Origin of the sequence: Paraburkholderia sartisoli, from assembly GCF_900107685.1 — a bacterium.
Lineage (GTDB): Bacteria > Pseudomonadota > Gammaproteobacteria > Burkholderiales > Burkholderiaceae > Paraburkholderia > Paraburkholderia sartisoli.
Window position 1 is genome coordinate 1,502,744 of sequence record NZ_FNRQ01000001.1, and the last position, 18,710, is coordinate 1,521,453.

Here is an 18,710-nt window from a genome sequence, read left to right on the forward strand (position 1 = left end):
CCCGACCTGATGCAGCTATACACACTGGGGAAGCACGTTGTTTAAACCTCATCGCTTTGTTCCAAAGACAGTTGTAGCCGCGGCATTTGCCGCGCATGGGCTGGTGGCTCACGCGACGACACCTTTCGTGGTGCAGGACATTCGGATCGAGGGGTTGCAGCGCGTCGAACCCGGTACCGTGTTTTCGTATCTGCCGATCAAGCAGGGCGATACGTTCAACGACGACAAGGCATCCGAAGCCATCCGCGCGCTCTACGCAACGGGCTTCTTCAACGACGTGAAGATCGCCACCGAGGGCAACGTCGTCATCGTGCAGGTGGTGGAGCGTCCGGCCATCGGCACGATCGATTTCTCCGGTATTCACGAATTCGAAAAGGACAACCTGGCGAAGGCGCTGCGCGCCGTCGGGCTGTCGCAGGGCCGCTATTACGACAAGGCGCTCGTCGACAAGGCCGAGCAGGAACTGAAGCGCCAGTACCTGACGCGCGGTTTCTACGCCGCCGAGGTCACCACGACGATCACGCCGATCGACCGCAACCGCGTCGCGGTGCTGTTCTCGGTCGTCGAAGGTCCGAGCGCCAAGATCCGCCAGATCAACTTCATCGGCAACAAGGCGTTCAGCACCGGTACGCTGCGCGATGAAATGCAGCTGTCCACGCCGAACTGGTTCTCGTGGTACACGAAGAACGACCTGTACGCGAAGGAAAAGCTCACCGGCGACCTCGAAAACGTCCGCTCGTATTACCTGAATCGCGGCTACCTCGAGTTCAGCATCGAGTCGACCCAGGTGTCGATCTCGCCGGACAAGAAGGACATGTACCTGACGGTCGCGCTGCACGAAGGCGAGCCGTACACGATCTCGAGCATCAAGCTCGCGGGCAATCTGCTGGACCGCGAAGCCGAGCTCAACAAGCTGATCAAGATCAAGGCCGGTGACCGTTTCTCGGCTGAAAAACTGCAGGCCACGACGAAGGCGATCGTCGACAAGCTCGGCGAGTACGGCTACGCGTTCGCCACGGTGAACGCGCTGCCGCAGATCGACCAGGAACACCACAAGGTCGACCTCACGCTGCAGGTCGACCCGAGCCGCCGCGTGTATGTGCGCCGGATCAACGTCGTGGGCAACACGCGTACGCGCGACGAAGTCGTGCGTCGCGAAATGCGTCAGCTCGAAAGCTCGTGGTTCGATTCGAACCGCCTCGCGCTGTCGAAAGACCGTATCAACCGTCTTGGCTACTTCACCGATGTGGACGTCACGACGACGCCGGTGGAAGGCACGCCCGACCAGGTGGACGTCGACGTCAAGGTGGCCGAAAAGCCGACCGGCGCGATCACACTGGGCGCGGGCTTCTCGTCGACCGACAAGGTCGTGCTGTCGGCCGGCGTGTCGCAGGACAACGTGTTCGGTTCGGGTACGAGTCTTTCGGTCAACGTGAACACGGCAAAAACGTACCGCACGCTGACAGTCACGCAGGTTGACCCGTACTTCACGGTCGACGGCATCAAGCGCATCACCGACGTCTACTACCGTACGTACGAGCCGCTGTATTACTCGACGGATTCGAGCTTCAAGATCGTCACGATGGGCGGTGACCTGAAGTTCGGTATCCCGTTCTCGGAAGTGGATACGGTCTACTTCGGCGCGGGCCTCGAACAGAACACGCTCGACGTCGATGCGAACACGCCGGCGTCGTATCAGCAGTACGTGAACGACTTCGGCCGCGTTTCGAACAACGTACCGCTCACGGTCGGCTGGTCGCGAGACGCGCGCGACAGCGCGCTTGTCCCGAGCCGCGGCTACTTCACGCAGGCGAACGCCGAGTACGGCACGCCGATCGGCGGCACGCAGTATTACAAGGCCGACCTCCAGGCGCAGTACTATTACTCGTTCTCGCGCGGTTTCGTGCTTGGGTTCAACCTGCAGGGCGGCTACGGTAATGGCCTCGGCGGCAAGCCGTACCCGATCTTCAAGAACTACTACGCGGGCGGTATCGGCTCGGTGCGGGGTTATGAACCGAGTTCGCTGGGTCCGCGTGACAAGACGACGGGCGACCCGATCGGCGGTTCGAAGATGGTGGTCGGCAACATCGAATTGACGTTCCCGCTGCCGGGTACCGGCTACGATCGCACGCTGCGCGTGTTCACGTTCCTCGACGCCGGCAACGTCTGGGCGGACGCAAGCAACGCCGCCAACTCGAATGGCGCGAACGGCCTGCGTTACGGCTACGGTGTGGGTCTCGCGTGGATCTCGCCGATCGGGCCGCTCAAGCTGAGTCTGGGTTTCCCGTTGCAGAAGCATGAAGGCGACCAGTACCAGAAATTCCAGTTCCAGATCGGGACGGCGTTCTGATCGCGCGGTCCTGGCGCCACCCTGGATTACCTACAGTATCGAGAGGATGACTTTGCTAACCGGTATGTTTTCGAAACGTGTGATGTGCGCGCTGGCGCTGGTCATGTCGCTGGGCGTGAGCGCCGTGGCGCACGCGCAGGAAGCAAGGATCGCGGCGGTCAATTCCGATCGTATCCTGCGCGAATCCACGGCTGCAAAGGCGGCGCAGGTCAAGCTCGAGGCCGAGTTCGCGAAGCGCGACAAGGACCTGCAGGATATGGCGGCGCGTCTGAAGTCGATGTCCGATTCGCTCGACAAGAACGGCTCGTCGCTGTCGCCGGCGGATCGCGCGCAGAAGCAGCGCGATCTGTCGCAGCTCGACACGGATTTCCAGCGCAAGCAGCGTGAATTCCGCGAAGACCTGAACCAGCGTCGTAACGAGGAACTGGCGGCGGTGCTGGATCGCGCGAACAAGGTGATCAAGCAGATCGCCGAGGCGCAGCACTACGACCTGATCGTGCAGGAAGCGGTGTATGTCAGCCCGCGTATCGATATCACGGATCAGGTGCTGAAGGCGCTCGCGGCGTCCAGCGCAAACTGAACAGCAGGAGCAGTACACGCATGGCATTTACGCTCGAGGATATCGCCCGGCAGTTCGGCGGCAAGGTAGTCGGCGACCCGGCGCATCGCGTCGGCAGCCTCGCGCCGCTCGATCAGGCGGGTCCGGAGCAGCTGGCGTTCCTCGCGAACCCGAAGTATCTGTCGCAGGTCGAGACGACCCGCGCGGGCGCCGTGCTGATCAACGCCGAAGACCTCGCGAAACTCGCGCCCGGCTCGAACCGTAACTTCATCGTCACGCCCAACCCGTACGCTTACTTCGCGCGCATCGCCCAGGCGTTCATCGACCTCGCCGCGCCGAAGCGCACGCCGGGCGTTCACGCCAGCGCCACGATCGATCCCTCGGCGAAAGTCGCGGCAAGCGCCGTGATCGGCCCGAACGTGACGGTGGAAGCGGGTGCCGTCATCGGCGAAAACGTGCGGCTCGACGCCAATGTGGTGATTGGCCGCGGTACGCAGGTCGGCGACGGCTCGCATCTGTACCCGAACGTGTCGGTCTACCATGGCTGCCGGATCGGCCCGCGCGTCATCATTCATGCCGGAGCCGTGATCGGCTCGGACGGTTTTGGCTTTGCCCCCGATTTCACCGGCGACGGCGATGCCCGCACGGGCAACTGGGTGAAGATTCCGCAGGTTGGTGGCGTGTCGATCGGGCCGGACGTCGAAATCGGCGCGAATACGACGATCGATCGCGGCGCGATGGCCGATACGATCATCGAAGAATGCGTGAAGATCGACAATCTCGTCCAGATCGGCCATAACTGCAAGGTGGGCGCGTATACGGTCATCGCGGGCTGCGCGGGCATCGCGGGCAGCACGACGATCGGGCGCCACTGCATGATCGGTGGCGCGGTCGGTATTGCCGGCCACGTGACGCTGGTCGACTACGTGATCGTTACGGCGAAGTCGGGCGTGTCGAAGTCGCTGCTGAAGCCCGGCATGTACACGAGCGCGTTTCCGGCCGTCGATCATGCGTCATGGAACAAAAGCGCCGCACTGCTGCGCAACATCGACAAGCTGCGCGACCGCATCAAGGCGCTGGAAGCCGGAGCGGGCGCAGCGGCAGGCGAGAAGGCATAGCAGCACCCCGATTCGTTACGAGGACCGCGTTACGCGGGGCACGGGCGGAAACGCCCGTGCAGCACGAAGCACACAGGCAACACAGTGTACGAGCACGGCGTAAGCGCCGTTGTCGTGACCGGCCGGCGAGAGACCCTGTCCGGCCGGTTACATCAAACGACGGCCGCACGCGTTATCAACCTGCCTGCGCAAGCATCCGCAGTCATCATCGCGCCATCCACGCGTGAGCAGAAACACCATGAACACCGAAAAAATCAATCTCGACATCCACAAGATTCTCACGCTGCTGCCGCATCGCTATCCGATCCTGCTGGTCGACCGGGTGCTCGAACTCGAGCCGCACAAGAGCATCAAGGGGCTGAAGAACGTGTCGATCAACGAGCCGTACTTCATGGGTCACTTCCCGAGTCGTCCGGTGATGCCGGGTGTGCTGATTCTGGAAGCGCTTGCGCAGACGGCTGCGCTGCTGACCTTCTCTGAAGAGCCGCATGATCCGGCCAACACGCTGTATCTGTTCGTCGGCATCGACAACGCGCGTTTCAAGCGCGTGGTCGAACCGGGCGACCAGCTGATCCTGAACGTCACGTTCGAGCGGCACATGCGCGGCATCTGGAAGTTCAAGGCGCGCGCCGAGGTGGAGGGTCAGGTGGCGGCGGAAGCCGACCTGATGTGTGCGGTCCGCACGACGGACGATGGCCAGTAAGCGGCCGCGCAGCATCCCGACAACGCAACGAATCACAAGCGAGGGCGCATGAGCAGGATTCATCCTACTGCGATCATCGAGCCGGGCGCGCAGCTCGACGAGTCAGTTGAAATCGGTCCCTATGCCGTCGTCGGCGCGCACGTGACGATCGGCGCGCGGACCACGGTCGGTTCGCACAGTGTGATCGAAGGTCACACCACCATCGGCGAAGACAACCGCATCGGTCATTACGCATCGGTGGGTGGCCGTCCGCAGGACATGAAGTACAAGGACGAACCGACGAAGCTCGAGATCGGCAACCGCAACATGATCCGCGAGTTCACGACGATCCATACGGGCACGGTGCAGGACACCGGCACCACGTCGCTTGGCGACGACAACTGGATCATGGCGTACGTCCACATCGGCCACGATTGCCGCGTGGGCAGCAACGTCATCCTGTCGAGCAACGCGCAGATGGCCGGCCACGTGACGATCGGCGACCACGCGATCATCGGCGGCATGTCGGGCGTGCATCAGTTCGTGCGCATCGGCGCGCATTCGATGCTCGGCGGCGCGTCGGCGCTCGTGCAGGACATTCCGCCATTCGTGATCGCGGCCGGCAACAAGGCGGAGCCGCATGGCATCAACGTCGAGGGGCTGCGTCGCCGCGGCTTTTCCGCCGACGCGATCTCCGCGCTGCGCACGGCCTATCGCGTGCTGTACAAGAACGGTCTTTCGCTTGAAGAGGCGAAGATCCAGTTGCGTGAACTCGCCACCGCCGGCGGCGACGGCGACGCTCCGGTCGAGGCGCTGGTGGCCTTCGTCGAAGCGTCGCAACGCGGCATCATCCGCTAGCCGATGGCGCTTCAACCCCGCCCGCTGCGGCTTGCAATGGTGACCGGCGAGCCGTCGGGCGATCTGCTCGCGGCGTCGCTGCTAGACGGCCTGTCGGCGCGTCTGCCCGAATCGACGCAGTATTACGGGATTGGCGGCCCGCGCATGATCGCGACGGGCTTCGACGCGCACTGGCCGATGGAAAAACTCACGGTGCGCGGCTATGTCGAGGCGCTCCGGCATATTCCCGAGATTCTCGGCATTCGCAACGAGCTGAAGCGCCAGTTGCTGGCCGATCCGCCCGACGCGTTCATCGGTGTCGACGCCCCTGATTTCAACTTCGGACTCGAACATCCGCTGCGTGACGCGGGCATTCCGACCATCCATTTCGTGTGCCCGTCGATCTGGGCGTGGCGCGGCGGCCGGATCAAGAAGATCGCGAAAGCGGTCGACCACATGCTGTGCGTGTTTCCGTTCGAGACGGCGCTGCTTGAAAAGGCGGGCGTCGCCGCGTCGTACGTGGGCCATCCGCTCGCGGACGAGATTCCGCTCGTGCCCGACACGCTGGGCGCGCGCCGCACGCTGGGGCTCGCGGAAAGCGGGCCGGTGATCGCCGTGCTGCCGGGCAGCCGGCGCTCGGAGATCGACCTGATCGGGCCGACGTTCTTCGACGCAATGGAATTGATGCAGCAGCGCGAGCCCGGCGCGCGTTTCGTGATGCCGGCGGCGACGCCGGCGCTGCGCGAACTGCTGAAGCCGCTTGTAGACGCCCATCCGGACCTCGCCTTGACGATCACCGACGGCCAGTCGCAGACTGTCATGACCGCCGCCGATGCGATTCTCGTCAAAAGCGGCACGGTGACACTGGAAGCCGCGCTGCTCAAGAAGCCGATGGTGATCTCGTACAAGGTGCCGTGGCTGACGGGACAGATCATGCGGCGGCAGGGTTATCTGCCGTACGTCGGCCTGCCGAACATTCTGGCAGGGCGTTTCGTGGTGCCGGAGATTCTCCAGCATTTCGCGACGCCTGAAGCGCTGGCCGACGCCACGCTGACGCAGCTGAACGACGAAGCCAACCGCCGTACGCTCACGGAAATTTTCACGGAAATGCATCACGTGCTGAAGCAGAACACGGCCCGGCGCGCCGCGGAAGTGGTGACGGGCATCATCGAAACCCGCAAGGAGCGGCGGTGACCGGCGCGCGCTCGCCGCGCCGGAAGCCGACCGCGGGCGGGTCCGTGGCGGCGCGCCAGCGCGGGTTGAACTTCGATTCGGACGTCGAGATCATCTGCGGCGTGGATGAAGCCGGCCGGGGTCCGCTGGCGGGCCCCGTGGTGGCCGCGGCGGTGATTTTCGATCCGGCAAAGCCGATGATCCGCGGCCTCGACGATTCGAAGGCGCTCACGGCAAAAAAGCGCGAGGAGCTGTACGACAAGATCGTCGATCGCGCGCTGGCGTTCTGCGTCGCATCGGCTTCGGTCGAGGAAATCGATTCGATCAACATCCTGCACGCCACCATGCTCGCGATGAAGCGTGCCGTCGAAGGGCTCGCCGTGACGCCGACGCTCGTCAAGATCGACGGCAACCGCTGTCCGGTGCTGAGCATCCGCAGCGAGGCGATCATCGGTGGCGACGCGCTCGTGAAGTGCATCTCGGCTGCGTCGATTCTGGCGAAAGTCACCCGTGACCGCCTGTTGCTCGACTTGCATCAGGCCTATCCTGTGTACGGCTTCGACGCGCATTCCGGCTATGGCACGCCACAGCATCTGGCCGCGCTCTTCGAACACGGTCCGTGCGAACACCATCGTCGCTCGTTCGCGCCCGTACGCGAGGCGCATGCCCGGCTGGGCCTGCGGGTCAAGCCGCCGGGCAACGTGCCCGTCGTGTTGCCGTCGCCGCTCGATGACGCCTCCAGCAACGCTTTCGGCGACGGCGCTCCCGCGTTCTGAAAAGACGCTTCGGCCGAAGCGGCGCCCTGACTACCCGAACCTTCGCAACCCCCTGTGAAAGCCATCACCTCGCGGGACAACCCGCTCTACAAACGCCTGAAAGCGCTGGCCGGCTCGACGCACCAGCAGCGGCGCAGCGCGCACGCGTTGCTCGAGGGCTTTCACCTCGCGAGCGCGTATCTCGATGTCGCGGGCCAGCCGGAGATGTGCGTCGTCACCGAAGGCGCGTTGCGTCATGAAGAAGCGCAGGCGATCGTCTCGCGCATCGACGCGCAGCGCGTCGTCACGCTGCCGGATGCGCTCTTCGGCCAGCTTTCGAACGTGGTGCACGGCGTGGGCATCCTGCTGCTCGTCGAGAAGATCGACGTGCCGCTGCCGGACAGGGTCACGCGGACCTGCGTCGTGCTCGACGGCGTTCAGGACGCGGGCAACGTCGGCTCGATCCTGCGCAGCGCCGCGGCCGCGGGCGTGACGCACGTGTTCTGCGCGCCGGGAACAGCGTACGCGTGGTCGTCGAAGGTATTGCGCTCAGGCATGGGCGCGCATTTTCTGCTGGAGATTCACGAGGACGTCGAAGCCGGTACGCTGATCGAACGGCTCGACGTGCCGGTCACGATCACCGATTCGCACGGCGCCCGGGCCATCTACGATTGCGATCTGTCTGGCCCGCATGCGTGGGTGTTCGGCAACGAAGGCGCCGGCGTGTCGCAGGCGTGGCGCGACGTGGTCACGCATCGGGTGACGATTCCGCAGCCGGGCGGCATGGAGTCGCTGAACGTGGCGGCGGCCGCCGCCGTGTGTCTCTTCGAGCAGTGCCGCCAGCAGCGCGGCGCGTGATCCTGCTCGCGGCCAGCGCGCGTCGCGCGCTGGCATCCACAATCCGCAGTCAATACGACGAACGGTCGAGCCTGATTTCCTGCAGGATCGTCGTCGCGATTTCCTCGATCGACTTGTGTGTCGACGACAGCCACTTGATCCCCTCACGCCGCATCATCGATTCTGCTTCGTTGATTTCGTAGCGGCAGTTCGCGAGCGCCGCGTACTTGCTGCCCGGACGCCGCTCGTTGCGGATCTCCGACAGCCGCTGCGGATCGATCGACAGCCCAAACATCTTCTGACGATGCTCGAGTAGCGGCGTAGGCAGTTTGCCGCGCTCGAAGTCTTCCGGGATCAGCGGATAGTTCGCCGCTTTCACGCCGTATTGCATCGCGAGATAGAGGCTCGTTGGCGTCTTGCCGCTGCGCGACACGCCGACCAGGATCACGTCGGCATCGACGAGATTGCGGTTCGACTGGCCGTCGTCGTGCGCGAGCGAGAAGTTGATGGCCTCGATCCGGTTCTTGTATTCCTCGGTGTCGGCGTTCTGGTGCCCGCGGCCCATCGCGTGGCTCGACTTCAGTTCCAGTTCCTGTTCGAGCGGTTCGACGAAGGTCTGGAACATGTCGAGCACGAGCGCATTGCAATCCTTGACGATGTCGTTCGACGCGCTGTCGACGAGCGTCGTGAACACGATCGGCCGGCGGCCTTCGTGCTGGCCGGCCTCGTTGATCTTTTCGAGCGTGGCGTAGGCTTTTTCCGCCGAATCGACAAAAGGCACGCGGACCAGACGGAATTTCTGGTCGAACTGGGAAAGGATCGAATGCGCGAAGGTTTCGGCAGTGATCCCGGTACCGTCGGAGACGATGAATACGGTGGGCGGCATCGCAGGAAGAGGGAACGTGAGCGGAGAAGCACGCTCGAAAGAAACAGCGCTGCCTGATTCACCGCGCGTGGTTCGGCTTCGCGCGGCGGCGTCGCAGCAGCGCGCCGTATGGCCACCAAACGCATTCCGGCTGCGGGTGCGGACCTCGTAAAGGCCCGCCGGGCAGTCCGGGACGCGGTTCGAGGCGCTATTCTGCGCCGACCGTCACATTTCAGGAGTCGGCACGGTAGAATAGCGGCAACCTGTTGGATAAGCAATTGCAGCCAATCCGTGTCGATGCCGGGCATTTCGTCTGCATTACACGTTGAATGGCGTCAAATTCGCGGAAATTTCTGCTTCCTCGCGCATCAACGATCCTTCGTGTGATCCTTCGTGCGATTGCTTCTCCAACAGGTTGTGCAAGACGCGTCACCGCTTCTTACAGGCGGCCGCGTCCGGGCCCACTTGCACAGCCGTGAATTTCTTTCACACTTAGGGGCTTGTATGACTAACGCAGTTAATGTCACAAAGGATCAGGCGTATGTAGTTCCGTTCGAGCAGTTGCGGATGACCGACGTGGAGATCGTGGGCGGCAAGAACGCCTCGCTCGGCGAGATGATCAGTCAGCTCGCCGAAGCCGGTGTGCGTGTGCCGACCGGTTTCGCCACGACGGCGCTCGCATTCCGCGAGTTCCTGCATCACAACAGCCTCACCGAACGCATCGCAAAGCGTCTGGAGACGCTCGACATCGACGACGTGAAGGCCCTCGCTGAAGCAGGCAAGGAAATCCGTCAATGGATCGTCGACGCGCCGCTGCAGCCGCGTCTCGAGGCGGAAATCCGCGCGAGCTTCGACACCCTTCAGAACAGCTCGCCCGAAGAGCTTTCGTTCGCGGTCCGCTCGTCGGCGACGGCGGAAGACCTGCCGGACGCTTCGTTCGCCGGCCAGCAGGAAAGCTACCTCAACGTGGTCGGCATCGACGACGTGCTCGACCGCATGAAGCACGTGTTCGCGTCGCTGTATAACGACCGCGCTATTTCCTATCGCGTCCACAAGGGTTTCACGCACGCCGAAGTCGCGTTGTCGGCGGGTGTGCAGCGCATGGTGCGCTCGGACGTCGGCGCCGCGGGCGTGATGTTCACGCTGGACACCGAATCGGGCTTCAAGGACGCCGTGTTCATCACGTCGAGCTACGGTCTCGGCGAAACGGTCGTGCAGGGCGCCGTGAACCCGGATGAGTTCTACGTGTTCAAGACCACGCTTGCGCAAGGCAAGTATCCGATCATCCGCCGCTCGATCGGCTCGAAGCTGATCAAGATGGAATTCACGAAGGCCGGCGAGCAGGGCCGCGTGAAAACCGTCGACGTGTCGCACGAGCAGCGCAACCGCTTCTCGATCACCGACGAAGACGTGATCGAGCTTGCGAAATACGCCGTCATCATCGAAAAGCACTACCAGCGTCCGATGGACATCGAGTGGGGCAAGGACGGCCGCGACGGCAAGATATTCATCCTGCAGGCGCGTCCGGAAACGGTGAAGAGCCAGGCCGCGGGCAAGGTCGAGCAGCGCTTCAAGCTGAAGGGCCAGTCGCAGGTGATCGCGACGGGTCGCGCGATCGGCCAGAAGATCGGCGCGGGTCCGGTGCGCGTGATTCACGATCCGTCGGAAATGGAACGCGTGCAGCCAGGCGACGTGCTCGTCGCGGACATGACCGACCCGAACTGGGAGCCGGTCATGAAGCGCGCGGCGGCGATCGTGACGAATCGCGGCGGACGTACGTGCCATGCGGCGATCATCGCGCGTGAGCTCGGCGTGCCGGCGGTCGTGGGCTGCGGCGACGCAACCGACCTGCTGAAAGACGGCGCGCTCGTCACGGTGTCGTGCGCGGAAGGCGACGAAGGCAAGATCTACGACGGTCTGCTCGAAACCGAAGTGACCGAAATCCAGCGCGGCGAGCTGCCTGAGATCCCGGTCAAGATCATGATGAACGTCGGCAACCCGCAGCTCGCGTTCGATTTCTCGCAGTTGCCGAACGCCGGCGTCGGTCTGGCGCGGCTTGAATTCATCATCAACAACAACATCGGCGTGCACCCGAAGGCGATCCTCGAATATCCGAACATCGATACGGATCTGAAGAAGGCCGTGGAAAGCGTCGCGCGCGGTCACGCGTCGCCGCGCGCGTTCTACGTCGACAAGCTGACCGAAGGCATTGCGACGATCGCCGCGGCGTTCTATCCGAAGCCCGTCATCGTGCGTCTGTCGGACTTCAAGTCGAACGAGTACAAGAAGCTGATCGGCGGTTCGCGCTACGAGCCGGACGAGGAAAACCCGATGCTCGGTTTCCGCGGCGCGTCGCGTTACATCGCGGAAGACTTCGCCGAAGCGTTCCAGATGGAATGCTTCGCGCTCAAGAAGGTGCGCGAGGAAATGGGCCTCGACAACGTCGAGATCATGGTGCCGTTCGTGCGTACGCTGAAGCAGGCGGAACGCGTGGTCGGGCTGCTGTCGAAGTTCGGCCTGAAGCGGGGTGAGAAGAACCTGCGTCTCATCATGATGTGCGAAGTGCCGTCGAACGCGATTCTCGCCGAGGAATTCCTGCAATTCTTCGACGGTTTCTCGATCGGCTCGAACGACCTGACGCAGCTCACGCTCGGCCTCGACCGCGATTCCGGCATGGAACTGCTGGCGGTCGATTTCGACGAACGCGACCCGGCGGTCAAGTTCATGCTGAAGCGCGCGATCGAAACCTGTCTGCGTCTGGGCAAGTACGTCGGCATTTGCGGCCAGGGTCCTTCGGATCACCCGGACTTCGCGCAATGGCTGACGGACGAAGGTATTGCGTCGATATCGCTGAATCCGGACACGGTCATCGAAACGTGGCAGGCGCTGGCGAAGTCATCGGCAAAGTAAACATGTTGCAAGGCACGGAATAACGCACCAGGTTCGTGCTATAAACACCCCGGTATAGCCGGGGTGTTTTGCTTTCTGGAGGTCGACGTGACAACAGGTGGAATGTTCTGGTGGGTGGGTGCGGGGGTGCTCGTCGTGCTGGAGTTGTTCAGTGGCACCTTCTATATGCTGATGATCGCGCTGGGCTTCGTCGCGGCCGGTCTTGCGCACTGGGCGGGGCTCGGACTCGATTCGCAGCTTGCCATCGCGGCGCTTGTCGCGGCGGCGGCCGTGTTTGTCCTGCGCCGCTCGCGCTTTGGCAAGAAAGTGCGCAAGGACGCGCTGCACAATCCCGACGTGAATCTGGACATCGGCGAGACCTTGAGCGTGTCCGGCTGGCAAGACCGGCGTGCGCGCACGAACTATCGCGGCGCGCAGTGGGATGTCGAGCTGGCGCCAGGCGAACCCGAGGACGCGCGGCTCTACGAGATCACCGCGCTGCGAGGAAGCTGCCTGATCGTGGCGGCAAAAAAGCAGTCCGTGCAGGCCTGAGTTCGTCAAGGAACACGGGCACGGACGAATAACGCATCGAACCATAAGAAGGGGTAACACGATGGACGTAACTATCGTCGGGGCAATCCTGCTGGTGATCGTGATTGTGATCGCCGGGAAAACCATCAAGATCGTGCCGCAGCAGCACGCGTGGGTGCTGGAGCGGCTCGGCCGCTATCACGCGACGCTCACGCCCGGCTTGACGATCGTGCTGCCGTTCGTCGACCGCATCGCGTACAAGCACATCCTCAAGGAAATTCCGCTCGAAGTGCCGAGCCAGGTCTGTATCACGCGTGACAACACGCAGTTGCAGGTCGACGGCGTGCTGTACTTCCAGGTGACCGATCCGATGAAGGCGTCGTATGGGTCGAGCAACTTCGTGTTCGCGATCACGCAGCTGTCGCAGACCACGCTGCGCTCCGTGATCGGCAAGCTCGAACTGGACAAGACGTTCGAGGAACGCGACTTCATCAACCACAGCATCGTGTCTTCGCTCGACGAGGCCGCGGCCAACTGGGGCGTGAAAGTGCTGCGCTACGAAATCAAGGACCTGACGCCGCCCAAGGAAATTCTCCACGCGATGCAGGCGCAGATCACCGCCGAGCGTGAAAAGCGCGCGCTGATCGCGGCGTCCGAAGGGCGCAAGCAGGAGCAGATCAATATTGCATCCGGCGGGCGCGAGGCGTCGATCCAGAAGTCGGAAGGCGAGCGCCAGGCGGCGATCAACCAGGCGCAGGGCCAGGCCGCCGCGATTCTGGCGGTGGCCGAGGCGAACGCGCAGGCGATCCAGAAGATCGCGGCGGCGATCCAGTCGACGGGTGGCATGGAAGCGGTGAACCTGAAGGTGGCCGAGCAGTACGTGAGCGCGTTCGGCAACCTCGCGAAGCAGGGCAACACGCTGATCGTGCCGGGCAACCTGTCGGATATGAGCACGATGATCGCATCCGCGCTGACGATCGTGAATCGCGGCAAGGCTGGCTGACACCTCGCGATGGGTTGTTTGCTGGGCCTCGCCGCACCGGCGGCGATGTCGCAGCGAGCTTGCAGACGTCGATCGCGGCTTGAAACCCGCGATGAATCAAAAAAGGCCCGCTGGGATTTCAGCGAGCCTTTTCTTTTTGTACGCGAGACCGAAGCGAATCAGGTCGGCGTGCGCATCAGTCGCGCTTTTTCGCGCTCCCAGTCGCGCTTTTTCTCGACGTCGCGTTTGTCGTGCATTTTCTTGCCCTTCGCGAGGCCAATCTCGCACTTCACGCGGCCGCCCTTGTAATGGAAGTTCAGCGGCACGAGCGTGAAGCCGCGCTGCTCGACCTTGCCGATCAGTTTGCTGATCTCCTCGCTGTGCAGCAGCAGCTTGCGGGTGCGGACGGGATCGGGATTGATATGGGTCGAAGCTTCCGGCAGCGGGCTGATGTGCGCACCGATCAAAAAGAGCTCGCCGTTACGGATCACGACGTAGCCTTCCTTGATCTGGCCGCGCCCGGCGCGCAGCGACTTGACCTCCCATCCTTCGAGCACGAGCCCCGCTTCGTAGCGTTCTTCGATGAAATAGTCGAAGAACGCTTTTCTGTTGTCGATAATGCTCATGAATGGAAAGTGCCCAACTCGTTTAAAATCACGATTTTAGCAAAGCGGGGCAAGGAAAGCCCGCGGCGCTTGTCCACCGTTGCCACTTGTCGCGCAATTTATGGCAGATGTCCAGAAAACCGTGTTGATCCGCCATTCGGCGGAACAGATGTTCGACCTCGTCACCGACGTGGCCGATTACCCCAATTTCCTCCCGTGGTGCGGTGGTGTCGAAATCCGTCGCCAGGACGAAAACGGGATGGAGGCGAAAATCGACATCAATTTCAAGGGCATCAAGCAGCATTTTGCCACCCACAACACCCAGCAGCGGCCCACGCGCATCGATATGGAATTCGCGGACGGCCCGTTCAAGAAATTCACCGGTTTCTGGCGCTTCACGCCATTGCGCGCGGACGCCTGCAAGATCGAATTCGCGCTGCACTACGAATTCTCGAACATCATCATCGAGAAAATCATCGGGCCGGTGTTCAGTCACATCGCGAACACGTTCGTCGAATCGTTCGTGAAGCGCGCCGACCAGCGCTACGGTAAGGCATGAGCGCGATGCTGTCGATCGAAGTCTGCTACGCGCTGCCCGGTGTGCAGACGCTGATCGCGGTGGATCTGCCCGAGGGCTCGACGGTGCGCGAGGCCATCGACGCGAGCGGGATCCGCGAACGCCATCCGGAAATCGATATCAGTACCCTGAAAACGGGCGTGTTCGGCAGGTTGAAGCCGCTCGACACCGTGCTCGCACAGCATGATCGCGTGGAAATCTACCGCCCGCTGATCGCCGACCCGAAAGAAGCGCGTCAGCGGCGCGTGCAGAAAACCCGCAAGGCAGGTTCGATCGAAGGGCGCAGGTGGCTCAACAAGGATTCGCGGTAACGCACGGCCTGAGCTGTATTGCTGCTGCTGTGTTTCGCGAGCCACTTTCCGCGTGCAGAACGGCGAATAACGGCTGATCTGTCTGTTTTCCTCTCGGGCGGCCGCCTTCAATGCGCCGATACCTGCGCCTTTTCCTCGATCGGCGTGTCATCCGGGTCGTCGCTGGCGTGCTGGCGCACCGACCAGCTCACGCCCGCCACCAGTAGTGCAATGGCCGCCATCTCGAGCGGCCGTGGCATGCGGTGATCGTAGACAAAGCCGTAGAGCAGCGCGAAGAGCGTCTCGAACACGATCATCTGGCCCGACAGCGTGAGCGGCAACCGCTTCGATGCGGCGTTCCACAGCCCGTTACCGAGCCACGACGCACCGATTGCGAGCATCAGATTGATGCCCCAGAAGAGGTGCCAGCGACTGTCGGCGACCGGCGTCGGTGCGGCGCCCGCGGGCAGCGCGGCGATCACGCCCCACATGATCGCGGCGAGCGCGCCGGTGACCACGCCCCACAGCACGGACCATTCGTTGCCGCTGAAATGCGGGTTGCGGCGCAGATAACGGGTGTTTTCGACGGCAAACCAGGTCCAGCACGCGAGCGCGCCGGTCGCGCAGGCGAGGCCGGCGACTTTCGTCATCGCGCTGCGGGTGCTGTCGCCGTCGACGGTAAACACGTCGACGTTGATGCACGCGATGCCCGCGACGACCATCGCGAGCGGCAGCACGAGCCGCGAAAGCCGCACGGCGCCGTGATCGCCGCGTCCCAGCAGCGTGACGGTCACCGGCAGCACGCCGACGATCAGCGAAGAGGGTGAAATGCCGACCAGATGCACGGCGCTTGCCAGCAGCACGTAATAGAGGATGTTGCCCACCAGCGCGAGCGTGACGAGCGCCCGCACGTCCTGCCGTGTCAGGCGGCGCAGCAGCGAGCGTGCGGAAGGCAGCGCCGCGAGCACGGAAACGACGCCGTACATCACGTAGCGCCCCGCGCCCAGCAGGAGCGGGGAGAAATCCGCGAGCAGCCTTGGGGCGAGGAAAACCACGCCCCATAACGCCCCGGCCATCACGCCATATGCCACACCGCGCCGCATTGCTACCTCAAACGAAATACTGGGAAGGCGCGCAGGTTAACACGGCGAGGCGGGGTGTCGTCTTGTTCAATCCTGCATTCCGGCCGTATGAACGGGGCCGGAACCGTCAACCGGGAAATCGGGACTGGGGCACTTAATGGAGCCGGTGTAGCCGAACGAGCAAACGAAACCCGATCGAACGCGAGCCGAACGGCGAACCGAAATCCGCGCGCCATCGAAGGTGGAAAAAGTCACCGAAAATTCGCTAAGCTGCTGTTCGCGCAGTGAAAACCAGGGAGGTATCGCGTATAATTCGCTTTTGCGCCCATAGGATTTGCCATGCGTCTGATCCAAAAAGCACTCACGTTCGATGACGTGCTCCTCGTCCCGGCTTTCTCTGACGTTCTGCCGCGCGACACCAGCCTCAAAACCCGGCTGACCCGCAACATCTCCCTGAACATGCCGCTCGTGTCCGCCGCCATGGACACCGTCACCGAAGCCCGCCTTGCCATCGCGATGGCGCAGATGGGTGGCGTCGGCATCATTCACAAGAATCTCACGCCGGCCGAGCAGGCCCGCGAAGTCGCGAAGGTCAAGCGGTTCGAATCCGGCGTCGTGCGCGATCCGATCACCGTGCCGCCGCAGATGCAGGTGCGCGACGTGATCGCGCTGTCGCAACAGCATGGTATTTCCGGCTTTCCGGTGGTCGAGGGCGCACAGCTGATCGGTATCGTCACGAACCGCGACCTGCGTTTCGAAACCCGTCTCGACGAGCCGGTCCGCACGATCATGACGCCGCGCGAGCGTCTCGTCACGGTCAAGGAAGGCACGCCGCTCGCCGAAGCGAAGGCGCTGATGCACAGCCATCGCCTGGAACGCGTGCTGGTGATCAACGATTCGTTCGAACTGCGCGGCCTGATGACCGTCAAGGACATCACGAAGCAGACCGAACACCCGGACGCCTGCAAGGACGAGCACGGCAAGCTGCGCGCGGGTGCGGCGGTCGGTGTCGGCGCGGATAACGAAGAGCGCGTCCAGCTGCTGGTGGCGGCGGGCGTCGACGTGATCGTCGTCGATACGGCGCACGGTCACAGCAAGGGCGTGCTGGAGCGCGTTCGCTGGGTCAAGAAGAACTTCCCGCACGTCGAGGTGATCGGCGGCAACATCGCAACCGCCGAAGCGGCGAAGGCGCTCGTCGAATACGGCGCGGACGGCGTCAAGGTCGGCATCGGCCCGGGCTCGATCTGCACGACGCGGATCGTCGCGGGCGTGGGCGTGCCGCAGATCTCGGCCGTCTCGAACGTGTCGGAAGCGTTGCGCGGCACGGGCGTGCCGGTCATCTCCGATGGCGGCGTGCGCTTCTCGGGCGACGTCAGCAAGGCGCTCGCGGCAGGCGCGGACGCGGTCATGATGGGCAGCATGCTCGCCGGCACCGAGGAATCGCCGGGCGACGTGTTCCTGTATCAGGGTCGCCAGTACAAGTCGTACCGTGGCATGGGCTCGGTCGGCGCGATGAAGGACGGTGCGGCAGACCGTTACTTCCAGGACAACTCCGCGAACATCGACAAGCTCGTGCCGGAAGGCATCGAAGGCCGCGTCGCGTACAAGGGCTCGGTCAACGCGATCCTGTTCCAGCTGATCGGCGGCGTGCGCGCCAGCATGGGTTACTGCGGCTGCAAGACGATCGGCGAGCTGCACGACAAGGCCGAGTTCGTCCAGATCACGGCGGCGGGCATGCGTGAATCGCACGTCCACGACGTGCAGATCACGAAGGAAGCACCCAACTACCACGTGGACTAAAGGACCAGACGCCGATGAAGCCATTGCTGCGCGCTGTACTCGTCATCGACGCGTTGTTGCTGCTGGCGTTTGGGCTGCTGTTTCTGCTCACGCCGTGGACCTCGCTGTACAACGCGCTGCAACTGGTGCAGGTCGATCCCACACTCGTCGGGCAGGCGTTCGGTCTGGCGCTTCTCGGTCTCGCGTGGCTCGCGTTTCACGCCGCGATCGATGGTGCGATGACGCGTGCGGTGGCGCGTGTCGTCGGACACGTCAACTGGCTGACTGGCGTGCTGATGCTGGTCTGGCTGGTTGGCCTGCACAAGCCTTCGCTGACGGCGTTTGGTCAACTGGTGTCGGCGGTCGTCGCGCTCGTGCTGGTGATCATCGGTCTGGGCGGCGTGCGTCTTGCGGGTGTGGTGCGTCGGCGTGAGCGGGCGCGAGTGGCCGAAGTCGCGGCTGCCGGGCGCGAGCAGAAACGCATCGGCAAGGAAACCGCGAACACGCGGCAGGCGGATCGCGAGCTGAATCGCGGCGTGGATAGCGAGCCGCGCGTGTACGGGACGGAGCAGGCGACGGCGACGTCGCGTTCGGTCAGTCCCGCAACCGGCTTGCCCACTGAGCCGTCTTTCACGGCTGGACATCAACCCGGCTCAGCGACGGTTGAGACCCGCACCACGGAGACCGCCCGCGATGAAGCCCGTGATGCCGCGGCCGATACGCCAGGCGCGCCGCGTCCACCGTTTCATGGTTGACGTGCGAGCGCCTGCGTCTCTCGCATCATCTGCTCACGCTTACG

General features: G+C 63.4%; 18 protein-coding genes. 15 read left to right on the top strand and 3 right to left on the bottom strand.

From position 1 onward, the window contains the following. The first annotated feature begins 37 nt into the window (after positions 1-37). From bamA to BLV45_RS06850, 8 genes are all read left to right on the top strand, one after another. Entirely contained in the window at positions 38-2,350 is a 2,313-nt protein-coding gene (gene bamA, locus BLV45_RS06815; protein ID WP_090530687.1) for an outer membrane protein assembly factor BamA, read from the top strand. Between the two features lie 52 nt (positions 2,351-2,402). Beyond that, positions 2,403-2,930 carry an OmpH family outer membrane protein gene (locus BLV45_RS06820; RefSeq protein WP_090531245.1) on the top strand — a complete coding sequence of 176 codons (528 nt, stop codon included), beginning with the start codon at positions 2,403-2,405 and terminating at the stop codon, positions 2,928-2,930. A gap of 20 nt (positions 2,931-2,950) precedes the next feature. Continuing rightward, the gene (gene lpxD / locus BLV45_RS06825) at positions 2,951-4,027 is read left to right on the top strand and encodes a UDP-3-O-(3-hydroxymyristoyl)glucosamine N-acyltransferase (protein ID WP_090530690.1); all 1,077 of its coding nucleotides are present in this window, start codon (positions 2,951-2,953) and stop codon (positions 4,025-4,027) included. A gap of 238 nt (positions 4,028-4,265) precedes the next feature. Beyond that, the gene (gene fabZ, locus BLV45_RS06830) at positions 4,266-4,730 is read left to right on the top strand and encodes a 3-hydroxyacyl-ACP dehydratase FabZ (protein WP_090530692.1); all 465 of its coding nucleotides are present in this window, start codon (positions 4,266-4,268) and stop codon (positions 4,728-4,730) included. 48 nt (positions 4,731-4,778) lie between these two features. Then, complete coding sequence (gene lpxA, locus BLV45_RS06835; protein WP_090530695.1) at positions 4,779-5,567, top strand: acyl-ACP--UDP-N-acetylglucosamine O-acyltransferase; 789 nt, start codon at positions 4,779-4,781, stop codon at positions 5,565-5,567. A 3-nt stretch (positions 5,568-5,570) separates the two neighbouring features. After that, positions 5,571-6,740: a lipid-A-disaccharide synthase gene (gene lpxB / locus BLV45_RS06840; protein ID WP_090530698.1), complete on the top strand. Its 1,170-nt coding sequence runs from the start codon at positions 5,571-5,573 to the stop codon at positions 6,738-6,740. Further along, entirely contained in the window at positions 6,737-7,495 is a 759-nt protein-coding gene (gene rnhB, locus BLV45_RS06845; protein ID WP_090530701.1) for a ribonuclease HII, read from the top strand. Before lpxB ends, rnhB begins: the two co-directional genes overlap by 4 nt. Before the next feature lie 54 nt (positions 7,496-7,549). Continuing rightward, positions 7,550-8,332, top strand: coding sequence for a TrmH family RNA methyltransferase (locus BLV45_RS06850; protein ID WP_090530704.1), 783 nt, complete (start codon positions 7,550-7,552; stop codon positions 8,330-8,332). 49 nt (positions 8,333-8,381) lie between these two features. On the opposite strand, the gene ppsR is transcribed toward BLV45_RS06850, so the two are convergent. Then, on the bottom strand, positions 8,382-9,197 hold the full coding sequence (gene ppsR / locus BLV45_RS06855; protein ID WP_090530707.1) for a posphoenolpyruvate synthetase regulatory kinase/phosphorylase PpsR: 816 nt from the start codon (positions 9,195-9,197) through the stop codon (positions 8,382-8,384). Between the two features lie 483 nt (positions 9,198-9,680). Between ppsR and ppsA the strand changes: the two genes are divergently transcribed. From ppsA to BLV45_RS06870, 3 genes are all read left to right on the top strand, one after another. Next, entirely contained in the window at positions 9,681-12,086 is a 2,406-nt protein-coding gene (ppsA, locus tag BLV45_RS06860; RefSeq protein ID WP_090530710.1) for a phosphoenolpyruvate synthase, read from the top strand. 87 nt (positions 12,087-12,173) lie between these two features. Further along, positions 12,174-12,617 carry an NfeD family protein gene (locus BLV45_RS06865; RefSeq protein WP_090530713.1) on the top strand — a complete coding sequence of 148 codons (444 nt, stop codon included), beginning with the start codon at positions 12,174-12,176 and terminating at the stop codon, positions 12,615-12,617. A gap of 61 nt (positions 12,618-12,678) precedes the next feature. Beyond that, a complete protein-coding gene (locus BLV45_RS06870; protein ID WP_090530716.1) occupies positions 12,679-13,599 on the top strand; it encodes an SPFH domain-containing protein in 921 nt (306 codons plus the stop codon). A 158-nt stretch (positions 13,600-13,757) separates the two neighbouring features. Here BLV45_RS06870 and smpB read toward each other — a convergent pair whose 3' ends face one another. Next, the gene (gene smpB, locus BLV45_RS06875) at positions 13,758-14,204 is read right to left on the bottom strand and encodes an SsrA-binding protein SmpB (RefSeq protein ID WP_090530719.1); all 447 of its coding nucleotides are present in this window, start codon (positions 14,202-14,204) and stop codon (positions 13,758-13,760) included. A 100-nt stretch (positions 14,205-14,304) separates the two neighbouring features. On the opposite strand from smpB, the gene BLV45_RS06880 reads away from it, so the two are divergent. Then, positions 14,305-14,742: a type II toxin-antitoxin system RatA family toxin gene (locus BLV45_RS06880; RefSeq protein WP_090530722.1), complete on the top strand. Its 438-nt coding sequence runs from the start codon at positions 14,305-14,307 to the stop codon at positions 14,740-14,742. 5 nt (positions 14,743-14,747) lie between these two features. Then, positions 14,748-15,071, top strand: coding sequence for an RnfH family protein (locus BLV45_RS06885; protein WP_176954096.1), 324 nt, complete (start codon positions 14,748-14,750; stop codon positions 15,069-15,071). Positions 15,072-15,178: 107 nt separating this feature from the next. Here the strand turns inward: BLV45_RS06885 and BLV45_RS06890 are convergent, their stop codons facing one another. Further along, positions 15,179-16,153 carry a DMT family transporter gene (locus tag BLV45_RS06890; RefSeq protein ID WP_090530728.1) on the bottom strand — a complete coding sequence of 325 codons (975 nt, stop codon included), beginning with the start codon at positions 16,151-16,153 and terminating at the stop codon, positions 15,179-15,181. Positions 16,154-16,471: 318 nt separating this feature from the next. Here BLV45_RS06890 and guaB point away from each other — a divergent pair, with 318 nt between their 5' ends. Both guaB and BLV45_RS06900 read left to right on the top strand, forming a co-directional pair. Then, entirely contained in the window at positions 16,472-17,932 is a 1,461-nt protein-coding gene (gene guaB, locus BLV45_RS06895; protein ID WP_090530731.1) for an IMP dehydrogenase, read from the top strand. 14 nt (positions 17,933-17,946) lie between these two features. After that, positions 17,947-18,666 (top strand): hypothetical protein, encoded by a 720-nt coding sequence (locus BLV45_RS06900; RefSeq protein WP_090530734.1) that lies wholly within the window; start codon positions 17,947-17,949, stop codon positions 18,664-18,666. Positions 18,667-18,710: the final 44 nt, after the last annotated feature.

Excerpts from the sequence above, each read along its gene's own strand:
- lpxD (WP_090530690.1), top strand. The coding sequence starts at position 2,951 with ATGGCATTTACGCTCGAGGATATCGCCCGGCAGTTCGGCGGCAAGGTA.
- fabZ (WP_090530692.1), top strand. The coding sequence starts at position 4,266 with ATGAACACCGAAAAAATCAATCTCGACATCCACAAGATTCTCACGCTG.
- lpxA (WP_090530695.1), top strand. The coding sequence starts at position 4,779 with ATGAGCAGGATTCATCCTACTGCGATCATCGAGCCGGGCGCGCAGCTC.
- lpxB (WP_090530698.1), top strand. The coding sequence starts at position 5,571 with ATGGCGCTTCAACCCCGCCCGCTGCGGCTTGCAATGGTGACCGGCGAG.
- ppsR (WP_090530707.1), bottom strand. The coding sequence starts at position 9,197 with ATGCCGCCCACCGTATTCATCGTCTCCGACGGTACCGGGATCACTGCC.
- ppsA (WP_090530710.1), top strand. The coding sequence starts at position 9,681 with ATGACTAACGCAGTTAATGTCACAAAGGATCAGGCGTATGTAGTTCCG.
- BLV45_RS06870 (WP_090530716.1), top strand. The coding sequence starts at position 12,679 with ATGGACGTAACTATCGTCGGGGCAATCCTGCTGGTGATCGTGATTGTG.
- smpB (WP_090530719.1), bottom strand. The coding sequence starts at position 14,204 with ATGAGCATTATCGACAACAGAAAAGCGTTCTTCGACTATTTCATCGAA.
- BLV45_RS06880 (WP_090530722.1), top strand. The coding sequence starts at position 14,305 with ATGGCAGATGTCCAGAAAACCGTGTTGATCCGCCATTCGGCGGAACAG.
- BLV45_RS06885 (WP_176954096.1), top strand. The coding sequence starts at position 14,748 with ATGCTGTCGATCGAAGTCTGCTACGCGCTGCCCGGTGTGCAGACGCTG.
- BLV45_RS06890 (WP_090530728.1), bottom strand. The coding sequence starts at position 16,153 with ATGCGGCGCGGTGTGGCATATGGCGTGATGGCCGGGGCGTTATGGGGC.
- guaB (WP_090530731.1), top strand. The coding sequence starts at position 16,472 with ATGCGTCTGATCCAAAAAGCACTCACGTTCGATGACGTGCTCCTCGTC.
- BLV45_RS06900 (WP_090530734.1), top strand. The coding sequence starts at position 17,947 with ATGAAGCCATTGCTGCGCGCTGTACTCGTCATCGACGCGTTGTTGCTG.